General features: G+C 45.5%; 21 protein-coding genes. 14 read left to right on the top strand and 7 right to left on the bottom strand.

The window, feature by feature from the left end:
- Positions 1-169: 169 nt before the first annotated feature.
- The 4 genes from AC5JM2_RS22260 to AC5JM2_RS22245 all read left to right on the top strand — a co-directional run bounded on the left by AC5JM2_RS22260 (position 170) and on the right by AC5JM2_RS22245 (position 4,403).
- A complete protein-coding gene (locus tag AC5JM2_RS22260; RefSeq protein WP_495837005.1) occupies positions 170-1,366 on the top strand; it encodes an acyl-CoA dehydrogenase family protein in 1,197 nt (398 codons plus the stop codon).
- Positions 1,367-1,539: 173 nt separating this feature from the next.
- On the top strand, positions 1,540-3,072 hold the full coding sequence (locus AC5JM2_RS22255) for a hypothetical protein (protein WP_495837004.1): 1,533 nt from the start codon (positions 1,540-1,542) through the stop codon (positions 3,070-3,072).
- 108 nt (positions 3,073-3,180) lie between these two features.
- Complete coding sequence (locus tag AC5JM2_RS22250) at positions 3,181-3,684, top strand: YbjN domain-containing protein (protein WP_495837003.1); 504 nt, start codon at positions 3,181-3,183, stop codon at positions 3,682-3,684.
- Positions 3,685-3,734: 50 nt separating this feature from the next.
- A complete protein-coding gene (locus AC5JM2_RS22245) occupies positions 3,735-4,403 on the top strand; it encodes a lipoyl protein ligase domain-containing protein (RefSeq protein ID WP_495837084.1) in 669 nt (222 codons plus the stop codon).
- A gap of 142 nt (positions 4,404-4,545) precedes the next feature.
- On the opposite strand, the gene AC5JM2_RS22240 is transcribed toward AC5JM2_RS22245, so the two are convergent.
- The gene (locus AC5JM2_RS22240) at positions 4,546-5,160 is read right to left on the bottom strand and encodes an HD domain-containing protein (RefSeq protein WP_495837002.1); all 615 of its coding nucleotides are present in this window, start codon (positions 5,158-5,160) and stop codon (positions 4,546-4,548) included.
- 299 nt (positions 5,161-5,459) lie between these two features.
- Here AC5JM2_RS22240 and AC5JM2_RS22235 point away from each other — a divergent pair, with 299 nt between their 5' ends.
- Positions 5,460-6,230 carry a peroxiredoxin-like family protein gene (locus AC5JM2_RS22235; protein ID WP_495837001.1) on the top strand — a complete coding sequence of 257 codons (771 nt, stop codon included), beginning with the start codon at positions 5,460-5,462 and terminating at the stop codon, positions 6,228-6,230.
- 488 nt (positions 6,231-6,718) lie between these two features.
- Here the strand turns inward: AC5JM2_RS22235 and AC5JM2_RS22230 are convergent, their stop codons facing one another.
- Positions 6,719-8,077, bottom strand: a complete 1,359-nt coding sequence (locus AC5JM2_RS22230) for an acetyl ornithine aminotransferase family protein (RefSeq protein WP_495837000.1) — start codon at positions 8,075-8,077, stop codon at positions 6,719-6,721.
- A 727-nt stretch (positions 8,078-8,804) separates the two neighbouring features.
- On the opposite strand from AC5JM2_RS22230, the gene AC5JM2_RS22225 reads away from it, so the two are divergent.
- Both AC5JM2_RS22225 and AC5JM2_RS22220 read left to right on the top strand, forming a co-directional pair.
- Positions 8,805-9,017, top strand: a complete 213-nt coding sequence (locus AC5JM2_RS22225; protein ID WP_495836999.1) for a hypothetical protein — start codon at positions 8,805-8,807, stop codon at positions 9,015-9,017.
- 264 nt (positions 9,018-9,281) lie between these two features.
- The gene (locus AC5JM2_RS22220) at positions 9,282-9,725 is read left to right on the top strand and encodes a hypothetical protein (RefSeq protein WP_495836998.1); all 444 of its coding nucleotides are present in this window, start codon (positions 9,282-9,284) and stop codon (positions 9,723-9,725) included.
- A 159-nt stretch (positions 9,726-9,884) separates the two neighbouring features.
- Here AC5JM2_RS22220 and AC5JM2_RS22215 read toward each other — a convergent pair whose 3' ends face one another.
- Complete coding sequence (locus AC5JM2_RS22215) at positions 9,885-10,289, bottom strand: hypothetical protein (RefSeq protein ID WP_495836997.1); 405 nt, start codon at positions 10,287-10,289, stop codon at positions 9,885-9,887.
- A 221-nt stretch (positions 10,290-10,510) separates the two neighbouring features.
- On the opposite strand from AC5JM2_RS22215, the gene AC5JM2_RS22210 reads away from it, so the two are divergent.
- The 7 genes from AC5JM2_RS22210 to AC5JM2_RS22180 all read left to right on the top strand — a co-directional run bounded on the left by AC5JM2_RS22210 (position 10,511) and on the right by AC5JM2_RS22180 (position 21,285).
- Positions 10,511-16,810, top strand: coding sequence for a PAS domain S-box protein (locus AC5JM2_RS22210; protein WP_495836996.1), 6,300 nt, complete (start codon positions 10,511-10,513; stop codon positions 16,808-16,810).
- A 7-nt stretch (positions 16,811-16,817) separates the two neighbouring features.
- Positions 16,818-17,447 (top strand): response regulator, encoded by a 630-nt coding sequence (locus AC5JM2_RS22205; protein WP_495836995.1) that lies wholly within the window; start codon positions 16,818-16,820, stop codon positions 17,445-17,447.
- 169 nt (positions 17,448-17,616) lie between these two features.
- Positions 17,617-18,174: a DsbA family protein gene (locus tag AC5JM2_RS22200; protein ID WP_495836994.1), complete on the top strand. Its 558-nt coding sequence runs from the start codon at positions 17,617-17,619 to the stop codon at positions 18,172-18,174.
- A 118-nt stretch (positions 18,175-18,292) separates the two neighbouring features.
- The gene (locus AC5JM2_RS22195) at positions 18,293-18,649 is read left to right on the top strand and encodes an AraC family transcriptional regulator (protein WP_495836993.1); all 357 of its coding nucleotides are present in this window, start codon (positions 18,293-18,295) and stop codon (positions 18,647-18,649) included.
- A 108-nt stretch (positions 18,650-18,757) separates the two neighbouring features.
- Positions 18,758-19,501, top strand: coding sequence for a CPBP family intramembrane glutamic endopeptidase (locus AC5JM2_RS22190; RefSeq protein WP_495836992.1), 744 nt, complete (start codon positions 18,758-18,760; stop codon positions 19,499-19,501).
- Positions 19,502-19,564: 63 nt separating this feature from the next.
- On the top strand, positions 19,565-20,320 hold the full coding sequence (locus AC5JM2_RS22185) for an SDR family oxidoreductase (RefSeq protein ID WP_495836991.1): 756 nt from the start codon (positions 19,565-19,567) through the stop codon (positions 20,318-20,320).
- Between the two features lie 173 nt (positions 20,321-20,493).
- Entirely contained in the window at positions 20,494-21,285 is a 792-nt protein-coding gene (locus tag AC5JM2_RS22180) for a CPBP family intramembrane glutamic endopeptidase (protein ID WP_495836990.1), read from the top strand.
- Between the two features lie 159 nt (positions 21,286-21,444).
- Here AC5JM2_RS22180 and AC5JM2_RS22175 read toward each other — a convergent pair whose 3' ends face one another.
- From AC5JM2_RS22175 to AC5JM2_RS22160, 4 genes are all read right to left on the bottom strand, one after another.
- Positions 21,445-22,002, bottom strand: coding sequence for an IS630 family transposase (locus AC5JM2_RS22175; protein ID WP_495836989.1), 558 nt, complete (start codon positions 22,000-22,002; stop codon positions 21,445-21,447).
- 25 nt (positions 22,003-22,027) lie between these two features.
- Positions 22,028-22,183 carry a hypothetical protein gene (locus AC5JM2_RS22170; RefSeq protein ID WP_495836988.1) on the bottom strand — a complete coding sequence of 52 codons (156 nt, stop codon included), beginning with the start codon at positions 22,181-22,183 and terminating at the stop codon, positions 22,028-22,030.
- Between the two features lie 65 nt (positions 22,184-22,248).
- A complete protein-coding gene (locus AC5JM2_RS22165) occupies positions 22,249-22,443 on the bottom strand; it encodes a helix-turn-helix domain-containing protein (protein WP_495836987.1) in 195 nt (64 codons plus the stop codon).
- A 248-nt stretch (positions 22,444-22,691) separates the two neighbouring features.
- The gene (locus tag AC5JM2_RS22160; protein WP_495836986.1) at positions 22,692-24,068 is read right to left on the bottom strand and encodes an RNA polymerase factor sigma-54; all 1,377 of its coding nucleotides are present in this window, start codon (positions 24,066-24,068) and stop codon (positions 22,692-22,694) included.
- Positions 24,069-24,070: the final 2 nt, after the last annotated feature.

Below are 24,070 nucleotides of genomic sequence, written 5' to 3'. Positions count from 1 at the left end.
AAAGCAAATCCCAAATTGCTCCTAGTGTTTTGCTCAGGAAACTTGCCAGGGGAAAGGATAAAGATGTCTTATTTTTTACCCTTTCCCCCAACCCACACCCAAGTTTTGGTTTGGCAGACTACTAACCTATGGCGTCAAGAACATCCAATGATGAAGGAAAAAACAAATCATGATTGACTTCAGCCTCACTCTTGAACAGCGGATGTTGCAGTCTAAAGCGCTTGAGTTTGCCCAAACAGAGATTCAACCTATTGTTCAAATCATTGAGGAATCTGATAATCCAGAAATAGAACCTTGGGATTTCTGTCAAAGTCTGTTCCGCAAAGGAACTGAACTAGGATTCACGTCATTATTACTCCCAAAAGAGTACGGTGGTTTGGGTGGAAAGTGCGTAGATCTCGTTTTGGTTCTGGAAGAACTAGGTGCGGTTGATGTCAGTATTGCGTCTAGTTACTTTAATCTGACTGCTGCAATGTCGCTTTTCGTGACTAGGGCTGGAACAAGTGAACAGCAAAAGCGAATATTGTCGCATGTTCGTTCCGGGGAACCTCACTTGTATAGTGCTGCAGAGAGTGAGCCAAACGTCGCCACCTCAGATTTGTTTTGTCCAATACCTGATCCTAATATCGGACTTAAGACTTTTGCACAACGCGATGGTGATGCATACATCCTGAACGGGAAAAAGTCATCGTTAGTCACAAATGCTGGGATTGCAGATGCATATTTCATCATTGCACGCACCGCTCTCGATAAGCCTTTGGGCGAGAGTATGTCTATATTCTACATTCCAGCAAATACCCCCGGTCTGAAATTTGGTAAGAGAACCGAGATGATTGGTTGGAAACCTTCTCATCATGCAGAAATTCATCTTGACAACGTGCGAGTACCTGCACAGAATCTTCTTGGCAAAGAGGGGGAGGCGGCAAAACTTCTCATGTTGCTTCCTGAGGTGGCTATTGGACTTGCGGCTTGCTACGTTGGTTTGGCTCGCGCTGCATATGAGTATGCTTTAGATTATGCCAAAAAGCGGGTTAGCTGGGGGCGTCCAATTATCCAGCATCAGTCAGTCGCCTTGAAACTTGCTGATATGATGATAAATACCCAGGCTGCGCGATTAACGGTATGGGAGGCAGCAAATACTGCAGACACTAACCCCCAACTCGCTGCAATGGTGAAGGCACCAGCAGCTAAGACTTTTGCTGTGGATGTGGCAATTAAAAACGCGCAAACAGCACTTGAAATTCTTGGTGGCTATGGAGTTACTAAGCAGGCTCAAACAGGTAAGTTTCTTGCCGATGCCTCTATTGGATATTCATGTGACTTCACAAGGGAAGTTCTGCGTCTTGGACTTGTTAACTGTTTGTAGCTTGGTATAGTATTTCACTAATAAACGTCTGTTGGAAAATAATGTAGAGACTGTACAGTACAGTCTCTACATTATTTTCCAATTTTTATAAAGTAATAGCGGGTATTGCGTAAAATCCTTTCTTTTCACAGAGTGTTAAGTAAAAGAAAATGAATCTCTAGAGGATTGTAATTATGCCTAGATTGACTGTTCCACCAAATTTCACAGGCACGGCTGGTTCCGATACTTTAGTTGGTGAAGAATCAAATACATCTCCAGCAATTGGGATTGATATTTTAACTGGAGGTTTCATTTATACAGGCTCAGGAAATGACTCTGTTACTGGCACTGGCACTGGTGGGGAAGGCAGCAAAGGTATTATCGGTGAAAACCCTAATGGAGGCAAAGGTGGTGATGGAATCGGCATCCACAATAATGGCACTCTAAAAGCTGGGTTAGACGATGACACAATCATCGGCAATGGTATTGGGGGTCGTGGAGGTCAAGGTGTATTGGAGCCTTCGCAGTCTGTTTTTCTAAACACGATTTTTGGCGGTAATGCAGGGGATGGTATCGGCATCCAGAATATTGGCTATTTTAATGCTGGGTTAGGCAATGACACAATCATCGGCAATGGTACAGGTGGTAACGGTGGTCCAGGCGCGAGTGCATTCTCTGCCGGCGGTCTTAGCGGTGCAGGGACTGGCATCGAAAACACAGGTACTCTAAATGCAGGGGGGGGGAATGATATTATTACTGGTACTGGTCAGGGAGCCACGGGTGATAATGGCTCTCGCTATGGTGGTGCCGGCGGATCTGGAACAGGTATCAGGAACACTGGCAAATTAGATACTGGAGATGGAGAAGACATACTTACTGGTATTGGTATCGGCGGTGTAGGCAGCTCTGGAGTCGTACCCTTTTTTAGAAATGGTGATGGAATTGGCATCGTTAACAGTGGCAGTCTGCATATGGGGAACGGAAATGATAAAATAATTGGTACTGGTAGTATCGCTCCTCCAGTTAATAGCTTTTTCACTTACGGTGATAGTGTTGGAATAGGCATCACTAACAGTAATACACTTGATACTGGGGACGGAGACGACACAATCACAGGCACAGGCACAGGTACTGGTGACATCGTCTATAAAAAGAATGCCGATGGAACAGGCATCCAAAATACTAAAGACGGTAACATCACTACAGGAAGGGGTAACGACACAATTACTGGTTCTGGCAATATCTTAGGAGCAAAAGGTACTGCCTATGGCATATTCAACGATGGGCTGATTGATACAGGTATTGGTCAAGATATTATTACCGGAGAAGCCACAGCACCTATTGGTGGTGCAGCCTATGGCATTTATGGACAGGGAAGCATCAAAACTGGCGATGGCGATGACAAAATTACAGCCATCAGTACTATCGGTGAAGTTCAACAGAAAGTAACTATTGGTGGTGGTATCAAAATTGAACTAGGCAAAGGAAATGACTACTTCAAAGGGTTTGGTACCGGGACTGTTGATGGCGGGTCTGGTTGGGATACGCTTGATCTAAGTCAATTCAATCGCTCTGAACTCACCATTTCTGGTGTGACTTCAGATAATGCTCTCAAACCAGCGAACATCAGCTTCAATAACAATGGAGATGTGATTACACTCTCCACTACTAACTTTGAAAATTTTATCTTTGCAGATAGCACTTTAGACTACAGTACTTTGGTTTAAAGCCAAAACTACCACAATCTCAGAAACCTGTTGTTACTGAGATTGTGGGGTTCAAAAGCTATAAAGTAGTCTAGATGGAACAATTATGCTGTTGAGACAAAAATCTGTATGACAAGCTACCAATCCAATCCAGAAACGGTTGAGACTGAATCCACATCCACTGATGAACTCATCGATGAGATTATCGAAGAAACAAATGACATCAACTACGTGGAGATAATCGAAAACGTTATCGACACCCTAGAACAAGATGACAGCGCAATGGTGAGTCATCCTTCAGAAGGTGGTTACCGTTGGAAGTTCAAGTACGGCACAGTGGAAGTGTATGTCCAACTCACCGGCACAACAGATGAAGATACTTTAACAGTTTGGTCTGCAGTGCTGAAATTACCCGCCAAAGATGAACCTAAGTTAATGCGACAGTTGTTAGAGATGAATGCATCTAGCACCTTTGAATCGCGTTTCGCCTTCATTGAAAACCAAGTTGTCGTACTTGCAACACGCACTCTCGCAGATTTGTCTGCTGGCGAAGCTTCTCGCTTAATTACTATCGTGGCAACGATCGCCGATAACAACGACGAAATATTACAATCTGAGTTTGGTGCAGCTTGACTGTAGTGTGGCGACTTATTCCCTTGCTAGAAGCCTCTGGTGATGTGCAGATGGCGATTGACAGCTGGTTGTTAAAACAGCATCAGTCGGGACATCCTCCTGCTTTGCGATTTTACACTTGGTCGCCACCTGCCATTTCTTTAGGCTACCATCAACAGAAATATCCTGAACATTGGCAGCATCTGGTTTGGCAAGGTGAGAAACTAGATTTAGTGCGGCGTCCTACAGGGGGACGTGCAGTGTTACATCAAGGTGATTTAACCTACGCTGTTGTGACATCTGATGTAATATCTGGATTTGTCGGGAGTCGCGTTCAGGTGTATCAAAAAATTTGTGAGTTTTTGATTCAAGGGTGGCGATCGCTCGGCATAGAATTACAATACGGTACAGCTGGACGCGGTTACATCCACAATCCCAACTGTTTTGGCACTGCGACTGGTGCAGATTTAATTTTGCCAGATGGTACTAAACTCATTGGTAGCGCCCAACTGCGACGAGGTGCAGCTATTTTACAACATGGTTCCATCCGTTTGCACCCCTGTGCTGAGTTATTTACTCAAGTATTTGGTACAGAATCTTTTTCCCCTGTGCACCTTCCCCAGAACTTAGATATTGAGAAGATTATTGCCGCTTTAATTGCTGCTGCTGAAGATTGTTTTGGTATGGAGTTAAAAGTGCAACCACTCTGTGAGTCTGAGTGGGAAGCAATTTTGAGCTAGTTAGGCGCTATTGGCTCAAATACCTGTTGGGCAGGGGCAAGCTTCAGGAAAACTCCAAGGAATGCGCCACTTTCCTACCAAATGTGCCACAGTGTAATTCTTGAAGGGGCATTATACCGCCCCGTTATCTTTTTGAGATGTATTACTTTGCTGGAGTACTTGCAGGAGCATCTTTAAGATAACCAGCTGCTATACAATCCTCTATCAGTTGCTGCACAAAAGACCACAGTTCTGGTGATCCCGTCTCCACAGGCGCTACGCGTTTCATCACCTGATCGCGTGTAACATTATGAATCCGCCAAGTACCCCCTTGAGTTTGCTGGTTGTGCAGCAAGGGTTGTATGCGATCCAAGGCTGCTGCAAATCTCGCAGTAGGTGTTTGCAGTGTTTCAAACTCTTCCCAAACAGAACGCAACTCACTTGCTTGATCTGCTGGTAAAAGTCCAAATAGACGCAACGCTGCTTGAGCTTCTCGCTCTTGCTTGCTTTCGTTAGCCTGCACATCATAACAGAAGGTATCACCTGCATCAATTTCCACCAAATCGTGAATGAGCAACATCTTGATAGCACGCGATAAGTCAACTCCTTCTGGAGCATATTCTGCTAATATTACAGCCATTATTGCTAAATGCCAGGAATGTTCTGCACTATTTTCCTGACGTGAACCATCAGTCAACAGAGTTTGGCGGAGGATTTGTTTTAGTTTATCGATTTCGATGATGAATTGTATTTGTTGAGTGAGTCGGCTAATTTGCACTTTCTTGTCCTGCTAAAGAGATTTACAAATATCAGTAGATCGAAAAGTTCTGCTTACTGAAATTGGAAACCACTATACAGCGGTTTTCTGTAAGGTGGGCATTGCTCATTAATATCTCAAATGTCTATCACATCGGCTTTTCTAAGCAATGCCCAACGCCAGATGCTTCAAGCCGGGAAACCCGTCCAACGCACTGGCTCCCCTACGATTTGTGGTCTATTCATATGAAAACTACTGTAAGTTACTTATCGCCTTTACAAAGATTTACGATAAATGTAGAGTTAACCTCTTAGCAGCGGATGAGTACATATAGCATTTTGGACCAAACTGAACGTCAACGCGTGAGTGATGGAGCAGTTGTATCTATCTTGAGCGGTTGCTTTTCCTCACCAAAGCAGCTGGTGCTAATATTGCCACAATTAGGAGATTTCGACAGCCTTGAATATGCTTGGTGGTTGCGACAAGATGCCGAACGGCTTCAAGCGCAAGGAATCGCAATCCGAGCCGTGGGAATTGGCGATCGCACTTCTGGTGAGCGATTCTGTAGTTATACTGGATTTCCGGCAGATTGTTTGTTTGTAGATCCCACTGCCCAATTACATCAAACGCTCAACCTGTATGAAGGTCTATCCCTCAAACTACCTGGTTTATCGCCCGGAGTCAATGCTTGGCTCAACCTGATGTTGATGTGTGCTGGAATTGGTAGCCCTGGTACTCTAGGAGAAGTGTTTCGCGGATATAGGGGCGACACAAAAGCACCTCAGTTAATTGGCGATGAAGAAATTGTTCATGCTCGCCCTTTGCCTCCACTCAAAGGTTCATTCTTTAAATGGGCGGGTGGCAAAGGTTTTCAGCGCCCGTTTGAGTTAGCCACTTTACGATTGCGAAATATGGCAGAAGTGCTAAGTAACTGGAAGACATATGTTCCTAATTCTGCCTATCTTACCCAACGAGGAGCAACTTTCCTGTTTAATGCTCAAGGCGAATTGCTTTACGAGCATCGCGATCGCGCCATCCTTGGTTTTGCTGCTGATATGAGTCATCCTCTATCTTTTGTTACGGGTAAGTAGGTCGGCGTAAATAATTCTTGTTGGAATAAAGCAGGGAGCAGGGAGCAGGGAGAAAAAGAGTTTCAGCCTTATTTACTTTTCTTTACACAGTTTGATTTTTTTGCACCGACTTACTTAGACCAATTTGAAAAAAGAATGCGACCAAACAATTCAAAATTCAAAATTCAAAGGAGGGCTAGCCCCTAAGGGGGCGCTACGCAAACGCCCCGCTGTGCTAACAAAAACCAACAAAGAAAGAAATAATTTTGAAATTAACAATTGGGGACGCATTTATCTATACCCTAAAAAAGGGAGAATCTTAAAAGCCCCCTTTTTTAGGGGAGCCAGTGTGTTGCGGAGAGCAGCGCCTTGCGGAGCCAGCGCCGTGGGCGGGTTTCCTGACTTAAGGCGTCTGGCGTTGGGGTTGGCCTCGTTGTGGCGACTGCGGAGGGTTGCCCCCGTTGTAGCACCTGGCGTGGTTGGGGGATCTCTTTTGCGTAAGTCTTATATTAGATCCCCATTGTATGCACGGATGAAGAATTACGACGAGTTGTTAAAACCTCAGAAAGAATTTCGAGAGCTGTTTGAATTTGGTCACTATCAATAACCAAAGGCGGACAAAAGCGAATGGCTGCTTTTCCACAACCAAGCAATAACAAACCACGTAAAAAAGCTTCTTGAAGAATAAAATCGCGTAGTTGAGAATCAAACTGACCTTGATTATCTAACAAATCGACTGCGACCATCAAGCCTTTTCCTCGTGGCGGCGAAACTTGCGGAAACTGCTGTGATAGACGACGCAAACCCTTTTGTAGTAATGCTCCCATATTAGTAGCGTTTGCCATCAAACCACTTGACAACAGTCGCAAGGTAACGATCGCAGCCGCGCAGGCAACAGGATTACCACCGAAGGTGGTAGCATGGGAACCTGGTTGCCAAGTCATGATTTCCGGGCGAGAGAGAATAGCTCCCAAAGGTAAACCACTGGCGATACCTTTTGCTGTGGTTATGATATCAGGCATAACATCCCAATGTTCAATGGCAAATAAACGACCTGTGCGTCCCATCCCAGATTGCACTTCATCAACGACCATCAGAATGCCATGATGATCGCATATTTGGCGAATACGCTGCAAAAATCCATCCTCTGGCACAATATAACCCCCTTCTCCCTGTATCGCCTCCACAACAATTGCCGCGATCTCTTTTGGCGGTAGCATTGTGGGAAATAATTGTTTTTCTAAGTAATCCAAGCTTGCGTGACTTCCGTAGGGGATATGCGTCACGCCTGGAACCAGAGGACCAAAGTTTGCTCGCTGCACGACTTTGGAACCAGTCAGAGACATCGCGCCATAGGTGCGTCCGTGGAATCCTCCCAAAAAGGCAACTATCAGAGAACGCCCAGTATAATATCTTGCTAGTTTGATCGCTCCTTCGTTAGACTCAGCTCCAGAATTGGTGAAAAACACCCTTGCACTATTGGGGAAAGGGGCACAGTCGGCTAATTTCTCCGCTAGTTCCACCATTGGTTCGTAGTAAAAATCAGTCCCCGACATATGCACCAGCTTTGCTGCTTGCTGTTGGATCGCTTGCACAACTTCCGGGTATGCGTGTCCAGTGGCTGTGACAGCAATTCCTGCAGTCATATCCAAAAACACATTGCCGTCTACATCTTCCACCATACACCCCTCACCTCGATTAACAACCAAGGGGTAGTCGCGGGTGTAGGAACAAGAAGTGACAGCGCGATCGCGTTCCACTATCTCTTTCGCACGAGAACCAGGTAAAGATGTTACCAAGTGCGGTACACGAGGTAGAGCAACTCTGGATTTGAGACTTATGATATTGGATTGTGAAAGATCCACCATAAAAAGTTGATATCAAATTTGAATATTGATTAAATAGTCTTGCAATATAAAAATATTATGTGTATATTTGCATACTAAATTTGGAAACAGTAGAGCGATCGGCATTCACCAAATCCTAGAGATCAATTCTGACCGTTTTAGCTGACTGCAGCCTCCGCTTCATTAATCCTTGTCTTAACGGAAATCCAAAAAATAAATGTCCCCCCTGTTTAGTATATTTGTACTCTTTGACTGGCGATTGCGCGGATAGCAGACGTCAAAGGCGTATCGCTGACTTTTAGTCGAAACTCCAGTGGATATAAAATTGGACAGAAAATAAAGTGGCACAGCGAATATCAGTATTTTTGCTGAAAATACTTTCTTTTGTTAGTAGTAAAAATTTCAGTGAATAGAAACATGAAAATATTCGATCTAATCTGCTACCAGTTTTAGTAGCGGATTTTTGTATTCTGAATAAAATAGAGGTTAAGGGAAAACACTGAATAATTGATTTCGCATTTATGCCTAAAGGTGAAGAGTTAAGGGAAAGTACTTAATCATACAATAGGAGATGCAATCAGTATTCAGACAGGAAAATGACATTCAAAAAATATGACTTTTTTTGAATGTCATTTAAATAGCCTTTGGCTGACTGGCAATCAACCAAAGGCTGTCACGAAAAGTTGCTTAATTGTCTTTGGCTAACTGGCGATCAACCAAAAACTCAAACCACTTATCAGGGGAAATTATGAGAAAACAAAAAGCTGACGCTTTTGGCAAAAGCGTCCACACTTCTATTGTAGAAGAAAACGCTGATGATTCAAGTCAGTCTAAACAGGTTAAAAAGAAACGATCTCTACACAACTGGCGAAAACTACTCAAAATTACCAAGGATGTAGGTTCTATTGCTTCGCTAGTTGTTACTTTGCTTAAGATTCTTCAGGAGCTAGATCTACTCTAGCAAGGAGCCTATTTTAATTTCAAAATACCTCCTTATTTCCCACCCCTCCGGTTTCTCGGAGGGTTTTTGTTTGACTGACGGGGTTCGCCCATCTGCCTGATGCACACATTTAAACTGGGGCAGAATTTACTAGTCTGACTCGTAAGTTTTTTAGAAGCAAGTCCTGTTAAGTCATGGTTTTAGCCAACCCTAACGACTTAGAAAAATCGAATTGGCATGATTTTTGCATAAAACATTATTATCAGACACGTTGGAAAATATATAATGTTTCAACCAGCAAAATATCAGTCAGGTCGTTTAGGTGTATTCTTAGTTCTGGCTGTGAGTAGTTTGGCGATCGCCGTGGAAACTCCCGCATTTGCTCAACCACAGCCTCAAGATGTACAAACTTTTACTTCACCAGATAACTCTTCCCCACCACCAGCATCACCAGGAGCGCCAGGAGCACGACTAGTGCCCCGACCAGATGTTAATCCGAGAGTACAAAATCCTCGACCAGGTATATTTACAGAACCTCCTTATAACGGTTCTTACGAAGCTCAAGCGCCACGTCCTCCACATAAGCGAGGAGAACGACTAGGAAAGAAGGGTCCTCGCCCAGATCAAGGGCCAGCAATGGCTCCCAGACCAGATGGACGGAATGCTCCGCCCCCACCTCCTGCACGTGGAAGAAATGAAGTAGCTCCTCCACCTCCTGCACCACAATAGTAATTGATGAAGTGTTACCTCTGGTTCCCAAGCTGGGCCTGGAAACCAGAAGTAACGTTTTAGCTTTTTCGCCGTAAGCCCCGCACCATAGTTGAAAACTTGGTGCCGGGATATAAGGCGGGGAATGACGAAAGCACTCCCGACGGATGTTGACTCCACTTAACGAGGAAGTGGAGTGCTTGTTAGCGAAGCGGCGCGTTTAGCGCGGAATTCCCAATCTCTGTGTTTGTTTGCTACAATGTATATCGTTTGCTTCACCCGTATTGTGTCTGATAAGCCTCTGTCCAGTAGCATTGTGATTATTGGTAAGCGACTCCGTTGCACAGCAGAAAAGTAAGTAGGCACATCTTGATTAATACAAATTACCAATTGGTTTGTCCGATAGCGCAAATAAGCCAGCACTTCATCCAGGACAGTAAAATTTGTGGGGTTCAAGGTAAGAAATCTAATCTGCGGTAGGGCATTCCGTGGATTTAAAGCAAAGCTCAGCGCCTCCGAAGCAATAGCTGGATTGGCTGAGAAGCCTAGACTGTACTGCTTGCAGTAAGTGTAGGAGTATGTCACGATAGGTTTAGTGTTTTGTTTTGGTGACAGGACATCCCGCCCCCTTTAATTCAGAAACGGATCGCTATACACTACTTCTGTTACCACAAGATCTCAAACCATTACTCTGCAACTGCTTCAGACCTCCTCTTCGGCAAATGTGCTGAAGAGATTATTTTTTGGAGTTTGGTAAACGATATACTTTGTGATATGGCTGATGACACTCACTGGAAAAGAATCCAATGATTGCCTTACCCGGAGTTACCATCCACAGCAAAATCTATGAAAGTTCGGTTTCTCTAGTGTATCGGGGCATAAGAGAGCGGCAGAATTGTGCAGTCATCGCTAAAGTTCTGAAGCAGGATTATCCTTCTTCTCAGGAATTAACTCGTTATCGGCAGGAATATGAAATTACCCGTTCCCTTAACATCGAAGGCGTAGTTAAGGCATACAGCCAGCAGAACTATCAGCGCACGCTCTTCATCCTTCTAGAAGACTTTGGCGGAGAGTCTTTGGAATCTTCGATGCGGCAGCAATCAGATTTCTGTCCCATGCCCTTGTCGATTTTTTTGGATATGGCGATCGCCATTACAGAGATTCTGGGTAGAATCCATGCTGCTCATGTCATTCATAAAGATATCAATCCCGGCAACATTGTCTTTAATCCAAGGACTGGCGTTGTTAAAATCATTGATTTTGGAATTGCGACTCGCTTCAGCCGCACCAATCCCACGTTCAAAAGTCTCCATCTTCTGGAAGGAACCCCCGCCTATTTGTCGCCAGAGCAAACTGGGCGGATGAACCGGATGCTCGACTATCGCACCGATTTCTACTCGCTGGGCGTAACCTTCTACGAACTGTTGACGGGACAATTGCCGTTTCCCACTATAGATCTCCTGGAGCTAGTTCACTGTCACATTGCCAGACCACCGATTCCCCCGCACGAATTGAACGCGACGATTCCCCAACCCGTTTCAGACCTGATTTTGAAACTGATGGCGAAAAATGCGGAGGATCGCTATCAAAGTGCCTGGGGCATCAAAGCTGATCTAGAACGCTGCGCTCAACAACTGACAGAAATGGGTCAGATTAACGCCATGTCGTTGGGACTGCAAGATGTTTCAGAACAGTTTTGCATTCCTCAAAAACTGTATGGACGAGAAGCGGAGACTAAAGCATTATTGGCGGCGTTTGACAGAGTGGCTAGAAAAGAGACGTTTGGGGAAATTTGTCAACTAGAGGAAGGCATAGAAAATGCTCAATTCAATGTCGAACTCATGCTCGTTGCTGGTTACGCTGGCGTTGGCAAAACAGCATTGGTGCAAGAACTCTATAAACCCATCACAGCAAAGCACGGCTATTTCATATCGGGTAAATTTGACCAATTCAGGCGCAATATTCCCTACAGCGCCATTGTGGATGCCCTGCAAAAGTTGGTGCAGCAACTTCTGGGGGAACCGGACGAGCAAGTGCAACAGTGGCGATCGCGCCTGCTTACCGCTTTGGGCAGCAATGGACAAATCATCATTGATGTCATTCCGGAAGTTGAGTTAATCATTGGCAAGCAGTTGCCCGCACCAGAAGTTGGAGCAACGGAAGCCCAGAATCGCTTCAACCTAACGTTTCAACGATTTGTGCGGGCGTTTTGTGCAAAAGAGCATCCCCTGGTGATCTTCTTAGACGATCTACAGTGGATCGATTTTGCGACGCTGAAGTTAATTGAACTCATCTTGCTCGACGAGCAAACCCAATATCTATTTTTGATCGGAGCCTACCGAGACAACGAAGTGACTCCAACGCATTCATTGGTTTTGACGCTAAAGAAACTACGGAACCAGGGAGCAATGCTTCAGCAAATCATTCTGACTCCCTTAACACTGGAACCGTTAAGCCAACTGATAGCTGAGACATTACATCACAATCCTGATACAGTTCGTTCCCTAGCCCAAGCTGTGTCACGTAAAACCGAGGGCAACCCTTTCTTTGTCGGTGAATTTTTGAAGCTGCTGTATGGCGAAAATCTGTTGACCTTTAATGCACAACAGTTGAGCTGGCAATGGAACTTGGCTGAGATTGAAGCTCAAGAGATCACGGATAATGTGGTGGAGTTGCTGCTGCGTCAGTTGCAGAAATTACCAGAAGCAACACAGCAAATTTTTTGCCTAGCGGCTTGTGTTGGAGCTGAATTTGATTTAGAGACGTTGGCGATCGTTTGCGAAAAATCACCTAAAGCGATTTTCCAAGATTTAGTAGCAGCCATCCAAGCTGGATTGATTCAACCTGTGTCAGAATTAGATGAAAACTTGTTAGTTCAAGAGTATAAGTTTTTGCATGATCGCGTCCAGCAAGCTGCTTATGCTTTGATTGATGAGTTGCAGAAACAAGCTGTTCATCTCCAAATCGGTCACAATTTACTCGAAAAAACTTCACAAGAGCAACGATCTGATCGACTATTTGCCATTGTCGATCATTTTAATCATGGGGTTGAACTAGTCACTGCTCAACCAGAACGAACTGAAATTGCCAGATTGAATTTAATGGCAGGACAGAAAGCAAAGGCAGCAACGGCTTATGAAGCAGCTTTTAAATATTTCACTACAGGACTGAAACTCCTCAATCCAGAGAGTTGGCAGAGTGAGTATGACCTCACCTTAGCGCTGTACTCAGAAGCTGCAGGAGCGGCATATCTTCACGGTCGCTTTAGTGAAATGGAACACTTCGTAGAAGTGGTACTCGATCATGCGAAGACAGTAGTTGACAAAGTGCAGGTTTATGATACCAGAATTCAAGGATATTTGTCACAGGGCAACTCAGAAGAAGCCCTTGAACTTGGCTTGGCAGTATTAAAGCTCTTGGTAGTGCCCTTGATAGAAACTCCAAGTCAGTTAGATGTTCAAAGCAGATTGGAGGAAACGGCTGCACTACTCGCTGGACGAGAAATTGAAGACTTAATTAATCTACCGAGAATGACCGCACTAGAGCCGCTCGCGGCAATGAATATTCTGACTAATATTGCGGTTACTGCTTCTATGGTGTCACCAGCAGTGATGATACTGATTGTGTGCAAAATGGTAGATTTATCACTCAATTATGGCAACGCTACCTGGTCACCCTTGAGTTATGCTAGCTACGGAGTTGTTCTAGGTGCAGTGGTTCAAGACATCGAACTTGGCTATAAATTTGGCCAATTGGCTCTAAGTCTGACAGAACGATCAAATATCCAAGAAGGGAGAAGTAAAACATTAACGATATTTAGTGCCAATATCATGCCCTCAAAGGTGCATTTTAGGAAAACAATACCAATTCTAGTTGATGCTTATCAAAACGGCGTGGAAACTGGAGACTTTGAATTTGCAAGCTATGCTGCCTGTAATATTTGTTGTTACAGATTTTTTGCCGGGGATGAACTCACCCAACTGGAAAATAAAACGGCAAGCTACAGCAAAGCAATCAGGCAAATCAGACGGAAAACTTCCTTGAATTGGATTGCAGTACTTTGGCAGACAATCCTCAATTTGTTAGGTAGATCTGAGAATCCCAGTTGCTTAGTGGGAAGTGTATATGATGAAGAGCAAGCGCTATTGCATGCTACTGCAATTAAGAACAGCACTGAAATCCACTACTTTTGCTTAAACAAACTGATACTATGTTATCTATTTGGAGAGTATCATCAAGCTGCACAAACTGCTGACTTTGCAAAGCAGGCTTCAGAAGATGTAATAGAAATGCTGTTTCTTTTTTATGATTCTCTGGTGCTTTTGAGCCTGTTATTTGATGCTTCAAGCTCTGAAAAAGTAGCTTGGATGAGCCGTGTTAACGCCAACCAAGCGAAGATGCGAAAATGGGCAGAACACGCTCCGATGAATTATTTGCATAAATATCATCTGGTTGAGGCAGAGAAAGCGCGAGTCTTAGGGCAGTTCTTTGAGGCTGAAGAGTTTTATGAACGAGCGATCGCAGGCGCTTCTGAAAATGAGTTTATCCAGGAAGAAGCATTAGCGTATGAATTAGCGGCTAAACATTATCTGGGGCGAGGTCGGGAAAAAATTGCCCAAACCTACATGAAAGAGGCGCACTGCTGCTATGGTCGCTGGGGCGCAATAGCTAAAGTTAAAGACTTAGAAAAACGCTATCCACAACTACTCAATTCCAACTTGATTCGGCAATCGAATTCAATCTTGACCGATGAAACGATCCGTCGTCCGACTGCGGCGATCGATTTGGCTGCGGTGATGAAAGCGGCTCAAGCCCTCTCAGAAATGATCCATCTCGATCAATTAATGGCTACGTTGATGCAGGTGGTGATAGAAAATGCCGGAGCCGAAACAGGCGCTCTAATTCTCTCAGAAGACGATCAGCTTACTGTGGTGGCTCAGTGCAGTGGGAGTAGACAGTACCACCTAGAAAAGGTTACTATTGCTGACTGTTCAACAATTTCTGTCTCCGTCATTCACTCGGTAGAACGCACTCAAGACACTCTGGTGCTTGATGATGCAGTCAACGAACCGTCTTTTTTGAATGATCCTTATATTCAACACAAACAGACGCGATCGCTCCTCTGTATGCCAATTCTCAAGCAAAGTCAGCTTATCGGCGTTCTTTATTTGGAAAACAATCTCAGTACTGGAGTGTTTTCCAGCGATCGCTTACAAGTCCTCAAACTGTTGATTGCTCAGGCAGCGATTTCACTAGAAAATGCTCGGTTGTATGAACGCTTAGCAGACTATGCCGAAACACTGGAAAGGAAGGTAGAAGAGCGAACTCAAGCCTTACAGCAGGAAATCTCTGAACGTCAACAAACCGAAGCCGCATTGAGACAAAGTGAAGCGAATTATCGCAACCTGTTACAAACCGCGAATTCAGTCATCATTCGCTATGATCCGCAAGGACGGATTCGATACATCAACGATTATGGGGTGAAATTCCTTGGCTATGAAGAACATCAGATTTTAGGGCGGACCTTACTCGAAACGATCGTTCCAGAAATCGAAACCTCTGGACGCGATGTCAGACCATTTATCCACGATTTACTTCGCAATCCTAAATCGTACCCGCAAGGCGAGGGTGAAAACCTGTGTCGAGACGGTAGGCGAGTTTGGCTTGCCTGGTCGAATCAAGCAATCTTAAATGAACAGGGAGACTTAGTTGAAATCTTATCGGTTGGAAATGACACCACCCAGCGTAAACAAGCAGAAGAGGCCTTACAACGCAGTGAAGCCAAGTTCCGAACTATCTTTGAAAACTCGCAGGTCGGCATCTACCGAACCCGCATCTGTGATGGATTAATTCTCGATGCCAATCAACGCTTTGCAAATCTGTTTGGCTTTGATTCACCAGAGCAGATCATTGGGCTTGAACACACCACAGGCTACTATGTAAATCAGTGCGATCGCCAACAAGCCATTGAGTTGCTGAAGCGTGATGGGGAAGTGCGAAGCTTTGCCGCACAGATGCGAAAACGAGATTGCACACCGTTTTGGGGACTTTACTCCTCTCGTCTGAATGCAGCCGATGAATGCATAGAAGGAGTGATTGCAGATATTACTGATCGCAAGCAAGCAGAAATAGCGTTGCAAGCCTCAGAGGCAGAACTGCGGGCACTCGTTTCAGCCATTCCCGATCTGCTGTGTGTCCTCACTGCTGAAGGGCAAATAATCGAAATGGTCGAAGGAAAGTTGCATAGACCCATTGAGGAAGACACATGTATTGGTAAAACACTGCACCAGATTTTTGAAAAAGCACAAGCCGATGAATTCCTAAATTACATTCAGCAGGTGCTGAGAACCCAACAAGTACTTACAGTTGAATACAGTCAGTGGACGGGTGGACGAGAAACCTGGCTTTCGGCGCGCATTGCACCGATTCGGCACGAGCAGGTGATTTGGCTGTCGCGAGATATTACGGCTCTTAAGCAAGCAGAAGCCGCCTCAATTTTGGAAGAACGCAACCGCATGGCACGCGAAATTCACGACACACTCGCTCAGGCGTTTACAGGCATTCTGGCTCAGGTGGGAGCTGCAAATCAGGTACTAACGGATGATTTAGAAGCAACTCAGGCACATCTAGACCTGATCAAAGAATTGGCGCGAACTGGACTGATTGAAGCGCGGCGATCGGTGGTAGCGCTCCGTCCTCAGCTTTTGGAGGAGGGCAGTTTACAGAGTGCTCTACATCGTCTGGTGACTCAAATCAGATCTGCCGCAACTGATACCACTTTATATTATGAAATCAAGGGTGCAGTGTATTCTCTACCCACTGAACTAGAGAGTAACCTACTGCGAATTGGGCAGGAAGCATTGACCAATGTTATCAGACACGCCAATGCTGACGAAATTCGAGTGGAGCTAGTATATGATCGTGATCGGTTTTGCTTGCGCGTGAAAGACAATGGGCAGGGCTTTGGAGTTGGGAGTGTTCCATCCTCTAATGGTTTTGGCTTATTAGGCATGAGCGAACGGGCAGAGCGCATCGGCGCACAACTGACGATTAGGAGTCAACCTGGGCAAGGAACAGAGATTATTGTCACCGTCAATCGGGAGTAGCATCACGATGAGCCAAGCCACGACGATTCGGGTTCTGATTGCGGACGATCATTCCATTTTTCGGCAAGGATTAGCCACGATTATTAACCGTGATCCAGATATGAAGGTGATTGCGCAAGCAGAAAATGGGGAACAGGCGATCGCCTTATTTCGGGAACACCAACCGGATGTAACGCTAATGGATCTCCGAATGCCTGAAGTTGAAGGAGTTGCCGCCATCGGTGCAATTCGTGCTACCGCTAAATCTGCTCGGATTATTGTACTGACAACATATGATAGTGACGAAGATATTTATCGGGGATTGCAGGCAGGAGCAAAAGGATACCTGTTGAAAGAAACTGAACCCGACGAGCTGCTGAATGCCATTCGTACTGTTCATCGAGGTCAGCAGTATATTCCGCCTGATGTGGGAGCAAAGTTGGTACAGCGCCTCAGCAATCCAGAACTAAGTGAAAGAGAACTGACAGTACTCCGTTCAATGGCACAGGGGATGAGTAATGCCGAAATTGCGGCTGCTTTGAGTATCGGTGAAGGTACTGTTAAATCTCATGTAAATCGGATCTTGAATAAGTTAGATGTGAGCGATCGCACCCAAGCTGTGATTGTTGCCGTCAAACGCGGCATTGTCAGTTTATAGGGTGTACTTTCTATTGAATTTGGATTCTAACTTGAGTTAGAGCTAAGCTTCCACTCTACGATAGAATGGTTGCTCTATCAATTTATACTGTAAAAATTTTAACTCATTATAGACGACGACTTGAAGGCAATAGCATATATTGAATTTATGTAAATAGTCATGCAGTCAGATGAGCGACGACCGTAACCACAGTTCCTTACTTGTACCACCTTCAACCCAAGATCGTATTCAAGGTGTGCTGAGTGCCAAGGTAGTGCTGGTGATGTATGGAGACTATCAATGCTCTAGAAGTGCAGGCGTTTACAAGATGATTAAAGTTATCAAACGAGAGCTTAGTGCTTCTTTTGGAGAGGATTATTTATGCTTCATCTTCCGCCATTTTCCGCAAACACAGATTCATCCCCATGCTCACCGGGTAGCCCAAGCCGCCCAAGCCGCCACCGCCCAGGGACAGTTTTGGTCAATGCATGACACTTTATTTGCCCATCAACAAAAGTTGGAGAACGGTTATCTTGTCGAGTACGCGAATGATTTAGGGCTTGACATTCCTCAGTTTCTGAAAGAGTTGTTTAAACAAGTGCATGTCGCTCGCATCAATGAAGATATCGAAGGCGGAATACATACTGGAGTAACGTCTGCCCCAGCCCTGTTTATCAATGGAACTCGGTATAGCGGGCACTGGAACACGACGGAGTTGATGGCAGCCATTATTGCTGCAAGTCATTAAGTTCCCCGATCTTTGCTCCCAATTTATATCTGACTTCTTTATTAGTGCTGGTAAGCTATCGAAATTAGATAGCTATCTTTTGCCTGTTTTGTAGAACAAGATTGCTAATTTTTGAACCATGCTAACAATTACAACACCAACAATTGAATTCAAGAACAGAGGCTTAACGCATACCCAATTGCAGCAAGTACTCGACTATATTCATACTAACCTTGACCGAAATTTGTCAGTGACTGAACTTGCAGAAATTATCAATATTAGCCCGACTTACTTTGCCAGTTTATTCAAACAAGCAATGGGAATTTCACCGCATCAGTATGTGATTCGACAGCGAGTGGAACGGGCCGAAATGATGCTGTTGAAAACGGATTGGACGATCGCGGACATTGCTTTACAAGTAGGTTTCTCCAGTCAAAGCCATCTGACCCAACAGCTTAAGCGCCTCACTGGAATGACCCCAAAACAAGTTCGCTGACTCTATAAGACTCTGAGAAACCGTTGTAAGAATCTGGAAGAAGTTGAGTGTTGGAACTCACTACAACTCAAGTTAGCTAAGCCAAAGAAAATTTAGAAGTTCATTACCATGTCTAAAATGTTTTCTCACCATGCACGGGGATCGAGAAAGACCCCCGCCGCTTCCTCTGAGCTGTCCGCACCAAACAAGGTCTCCCGTCCGGGCTGGCTCGAGATCGTCGTCGGTCTCGTCGTCTTCGCAGCCGTCGGGTTCGGGGTTGGCCCGCAACTCAAGCGGCTCGGTCTTGACCCCGTGGTCTACAGACTGGTCTTCACCTCGCTCTCCGGTATCGCCGGAATTGCTGGGTTCGCAGCGGCAGTGCTACTGCGGATTCGTTCCCTGAACGCCTTCGGCGTGCGCCGGGTCTCAAGGCGCTGGCTGCTCATCGGGGTCGGAGCTGGACTAGTCGCCTACGTGCTCAAGGGACTGGCGGTTCTGGGCTGGATCCAGATCACCGGGAACACCAACAATGTCCAGGGTGTGTACGCCGAGGGTGGCAGCGGCGGGGTACTATCTCTGGTTTTGGCCACGTTGTTCCTCGGAATCGTCACGCCCCTCGGCGAGGAACTGCTCTTCCGGGGAGTCGTCGCCAACGCGCTGCTGCGCTACGGTTCGTTGATTGGGGTCGTGGGTAGCACCCTAATCTTTGCTCTCGTTCACGGCATCAACATCATCTTTCCCACAGCCGTGGTGGCTGGTCTCGCCACTGCCGAGGTCTTCCGCCGCAGCGGATCGGTCTGGCCCGCCGTCGTCATTCACGTCGTTTTCAACCTGCCCACAATCCCGGCGATGCTGCTTATCGGCGCGGGCTAATATGACAGATTGGAGTTTGATTTTGTGCTGAAGGTCAATATTGATTGAAACAAGAGAAACACGATGATATTGCAAGATAAAGTGGCTTTAGTTACTGGAGGCGCATCGGGAATTGGTAGAGCAACAGCGATCGCCTTTGGTGCGGCTGGCGCAAAAGTCGTCTTCTGCGACAGACTCAATGTAGAAGGTGAGAAAACTGCGGCTCTGATTCGTGATACTGGAGCGCAATGCTTGTTCGTGAAATCCGATGTATCGAGTGAAGCGGATGTTCGGGAATTGGTGCAGAAAGCAATCGCAACCTACGGCAAACTCGATTGTGCCTTTAACAATGCTGGAATCGATCTGGCTGTTAAACCGTTGCATGAACAATCGGTAGAGGATTTTGACAAGATCATGTCGGTCAATGCGCGAGGGCTATTTCTATGTATGAAATATGAAATTCAACAGATGCTGACCCAAGGCTCAGGGGTGATTGTGAACAATTCATCAACGAATGGTCTCGTTGCGCTTCCGGGGATCTCTCCCTACGTTGCCAGCAAACATGCGGTGATGGGGCTGACGCGCTCGGCTGCCCTCGATTATGCCAAACAGGGCATTCGGATTAATGCCGTCAATCCTGGTCCCATTGCGACTGACCTCATGGCTCGTAGCGCTGACCAGATGAACATCACGTTCGATGATCTCGGGTCTATGGTTCCGATGGGTCGTATCGGTCAGGCAACGGAAATTGCTCAAGCGGTTGTGTTTCTCTGCTCTGATGCTGCCAGCTATATTACGGGACAACCCTTAGCGATCGATGGCGGATATACAGTAGGTTGATTGTTGAGGGTGAACTCACAGTGAATCGATCCATTTCAAGAGCGCACAATCGAGTTTAATTTTAGGAGAAATAGAATGATACTTCAGGATAAGGTGACGTTAGTCACCAGTTGTCATTCTCTATCTTGGCATTGTGTCTACCCAGTATTCTGATGTCTCTAGAGATTAAACCAATGGCAATTCTGAAACAATTTGGGATTTTATTTGTATTGGGCAGTGTGGGAATTGTGATGTACACGATCACGTCTATTTCTGTAGTCGAGCAACAGTTAGCGAAACTATCTCCAGAAACACTGGAAAAAGTGCCTCCATTGTGGATTTTAATGCTTCTGCAAGGACTACAGTATTCAGTTCTACTGGCAATCAGCATTCTGATCGGAATTGGTTGTGCCTATCGTGTTGGATTAAGCTCCCATTTGATTGATCATTGGGTGTTTCACACCGCTAAGTCTCCATCTTTTGCCGTTGAGATGAAGTGGAGCTTGGGTGTGGGTGCAGCGGCGACGATCGTTCTCTTGTTGCTCGATCAGTTGATGCAACCTGTCCTACCTGAAGCGCTACGGGCAGCCAATAATACAGAGCCAAGTTGGTTGAATTTGCTCACAGCAATGTTCTATGGCGGCATCACTGAGGAAATTTTGATGCGCTGGGGTTTAATGTCGCTGCTTGTTTGGATCGCGTGGAAAGGACTAAAACAAGGCGTTACGTTGCCAAGTCAAGGGATTTACCAGGGTGCGATCGTTCTAGCCGCGTTGGTATTTGGACTACTACACCTGCCAGCGACTGCCGTGATCGTTCCCCTCACTCCAGTTGTGATTATTCGGGCGTTGTTACTGAATGGGATTGTGGGGATTACGTTTGGCTGGCTCTTTTGGCAATATTCGCTAGAGGCTGCAATGTTAGCCCATATCAGCTTTCATGCTTTTACCTTTGTTCTTAGCGGTTTACTGGTAAGGTTGGCTTAAGTTTTGGAATAGATCCCGTAGGGCTAGCACTGCCCACAAAGTTTTACCGTGAAAGGTTTTACAAAGAAAGGTTTTACAAATGGTGGGCGATGCCCACTACTTGAATTGATGCTCAACTCTACAGTTTTAAGGTGGTAAATCAAATGATTACAGCGGTTTTCAAATGAATAGACCACAGTGAGCGAACCAGCCCCAAGCATCATCGGACGAAATTTGCTCAGTAACAATTTGCGTTAAAACTTGGTTAAATGACTCGTAAGTTCGAGCTTTTGCAGCACGCAAACACTGTTTGAGTTTTGACCAACACAATTCAATGGGGGACAAATCCGGTGAATAAGGGGGTAGAAAGACAACCCGTGCACCGACAGCCTCAATGACATCTCGAATTGCCTGGGCTTGATGCACCGACAGATTATCCATTACTACGACTGCTCCCTTCCACAGCTGTGGCGCTAAAATCTCTTGAATGTAAGTTATAAAAACGTCGGTGTTAACACTGCCTGGAATACTCATGGTGGCAATGAGTCCGTCCAAACTCAACGCCCCAATTAACGATATGTTTTTTCCTCGATTCCGGGGGCAAGAATCGTACAACCGCTCACCACGTTCTGCACGTCCATAGAGTCGTGTCATTCCTAAGTTTAGACCTGACTCGTCTACAAATACCAAATTGTGCGGGTCAACGTTCAATACCCAATCCCTATACTCAAAGCGCATCTTAGAGACTCGTGGGCTGTCTTGCTCACTGGCATACAGTGTTTTTTTTAGTGGTCAACCCTAAGCGTTGAACTGCACGATGCATGGTTGAGATGCTGACAGTAATCCCATTCCGTTTCGCCAAACGCTCGCACAATTCTTCTAGTAAGGCATCCGGTTGTTCATCTACTAGCTGCTGCACTGTTGATAATTTCTCGACTGTAATTTTAGCGTTAAGCGAAGCTCTCCGTTTGCGTAGCGCCCCTCTTAGGGGCTAGGAATCGCTCCACCTGCATGAGGTTTTGGAATCACTTGTCCTATGTTTCGATAGCGACGAATCAACCGTTGGACAAACGATAAGCTCACTTTAAAGCGGTCTGCAAGTTGTCGAAGTGACCCATCATACGCTGTATAAGCATCAATTACGCGTTGGCGTAGATCATTTGAGTAGGGAGCAGGCATTACCGTGAGTATTTTTACTACTCCTCTAGTTTACCCAATTTGTAGTCTACTCAATTGAAAACCGCTGTAAGTGTGGGGATCTATTTACAACCCATGATATTGAGCCTAACCCTCTCCTAAGAAACATTGGTTGAGGTTGAGGCAACAGTAGCACTGACGTGACCGACTGATTGCGAAAAGCGTAGCCATAAGTTAAACCTTCTTCCTCTGTCTCTGTGTCCTCTGCGCCTCTGCGGTTTTTTTATCACTCAGATGCATACCGGATTTGATATTACACCCTGCCCGAAGGGCATCTTACGACGACTAGATGAATCAACACCTGCCATTTTGCGGTACTTGGTCACAGTTCTACGAGCGATGGGTAAACCAAATCGCAGCTTAATCAGCTGTGCTAATTGCTCATCACTATAAGGCTTTACAGGAGATTCTTCTTGAATCAGTTGCTGGATGAACTGCTGTATTTGTTGTGGTGTGTGTCCACCAACACGAGCAGGTGTGCAAAGCTTTTGTAATGGTACAATCTGGCTTGGTTGTCCACTAATTAACAGATATCGCTCGCGCACAATTCGACTGATAGTTGCATTTGAGAGTCCCACCGCTTGAGCAACCATTTGTTGTGGTGTAGGAACGAGATCCAATGCGTCTCGACTTGAAAGAAAAGCTTGTTGACGATCAACCAAAAACTCTCCCACTTTGAGGAGATTATCTTGCCATTGGTTCAATGCGGTAAGCAAAGAACGAGCTTTTTGCAACAGAACTTCCAGCCGTTGAGTTTCTTTGGTTTTACGATGTGAACGGTTGAGAACAGCAACAGCTTCCTCATCAAGGCACAAATCTCGACTCATCTCGTAAGCCAACATAACTTGCCAACCGCCTGCATAAGGTTCCGCTTTTAAATCGGGGGTGACAATTGGTGCAGGAGTGTGACTAAAGTTCCTGGCTGGTCGAGGTTCTAGCGTTTGAATCTGGCGAATAGTACTACCGAGTGTTTCTGAATCAAGACTAGATCTAGTCTGCCGTAGCTTTTGCAGTAGGGTTTCTCGGTAAAATTTTGCATCAGTGGAATTGCCGACACAAGCTGCGATCTCCTCTAAATAATCCTGGACTAATAGTCTAGCTAAATTTTCGGGTTGATCCGGAAGTTGCAACAACAAACATTCTTGAAGCGATCGCGCACCAATTCCCGGTGGATCCAGACGTTGCAAATCAGGAATCACAGCTTCTAGTTCACTGACAGAAAACCCACTACCCGCCGCCCAAACTTGCGGTGATTCTTCCAAGTAGCCAGATGGAGACAACCATTGAATCAAGTAAAGTAAAGCTTTTTGCTGCCGAGAGGATAGGTTGAGGGCTGAAATTTGTCCTTGCAGATGTTCTTGAAGACTAAGTTCTGCTGCTGTTGGAGTATACCAATCTGGTAAAACATCTGACACCAGAGTTTCTCCATTGCCAGAACTCGTCGTGCGACGCAAAAAGGGATTTTGTTCAACTTCATTTCTCAGATGCTTAATAACCCGTCGATGATCCAAGGGCAGCAGTTGCACGAGATAGCGCAAGCTTGGATAAAGGACTGCTTGAGTCTCTAAATGGGTTTCTACCGAAGGTGTGGATATAAGTGCAGACATGA

The sequence above is a fragment of the Brasilonema angustatum genome, assembly GCF_059505445.1.
The sequence above is the reverse complement of the archived record's forward strand: the minus strand, read 5'-3'. Positions and strand labels throughout refer to the sequence as shown.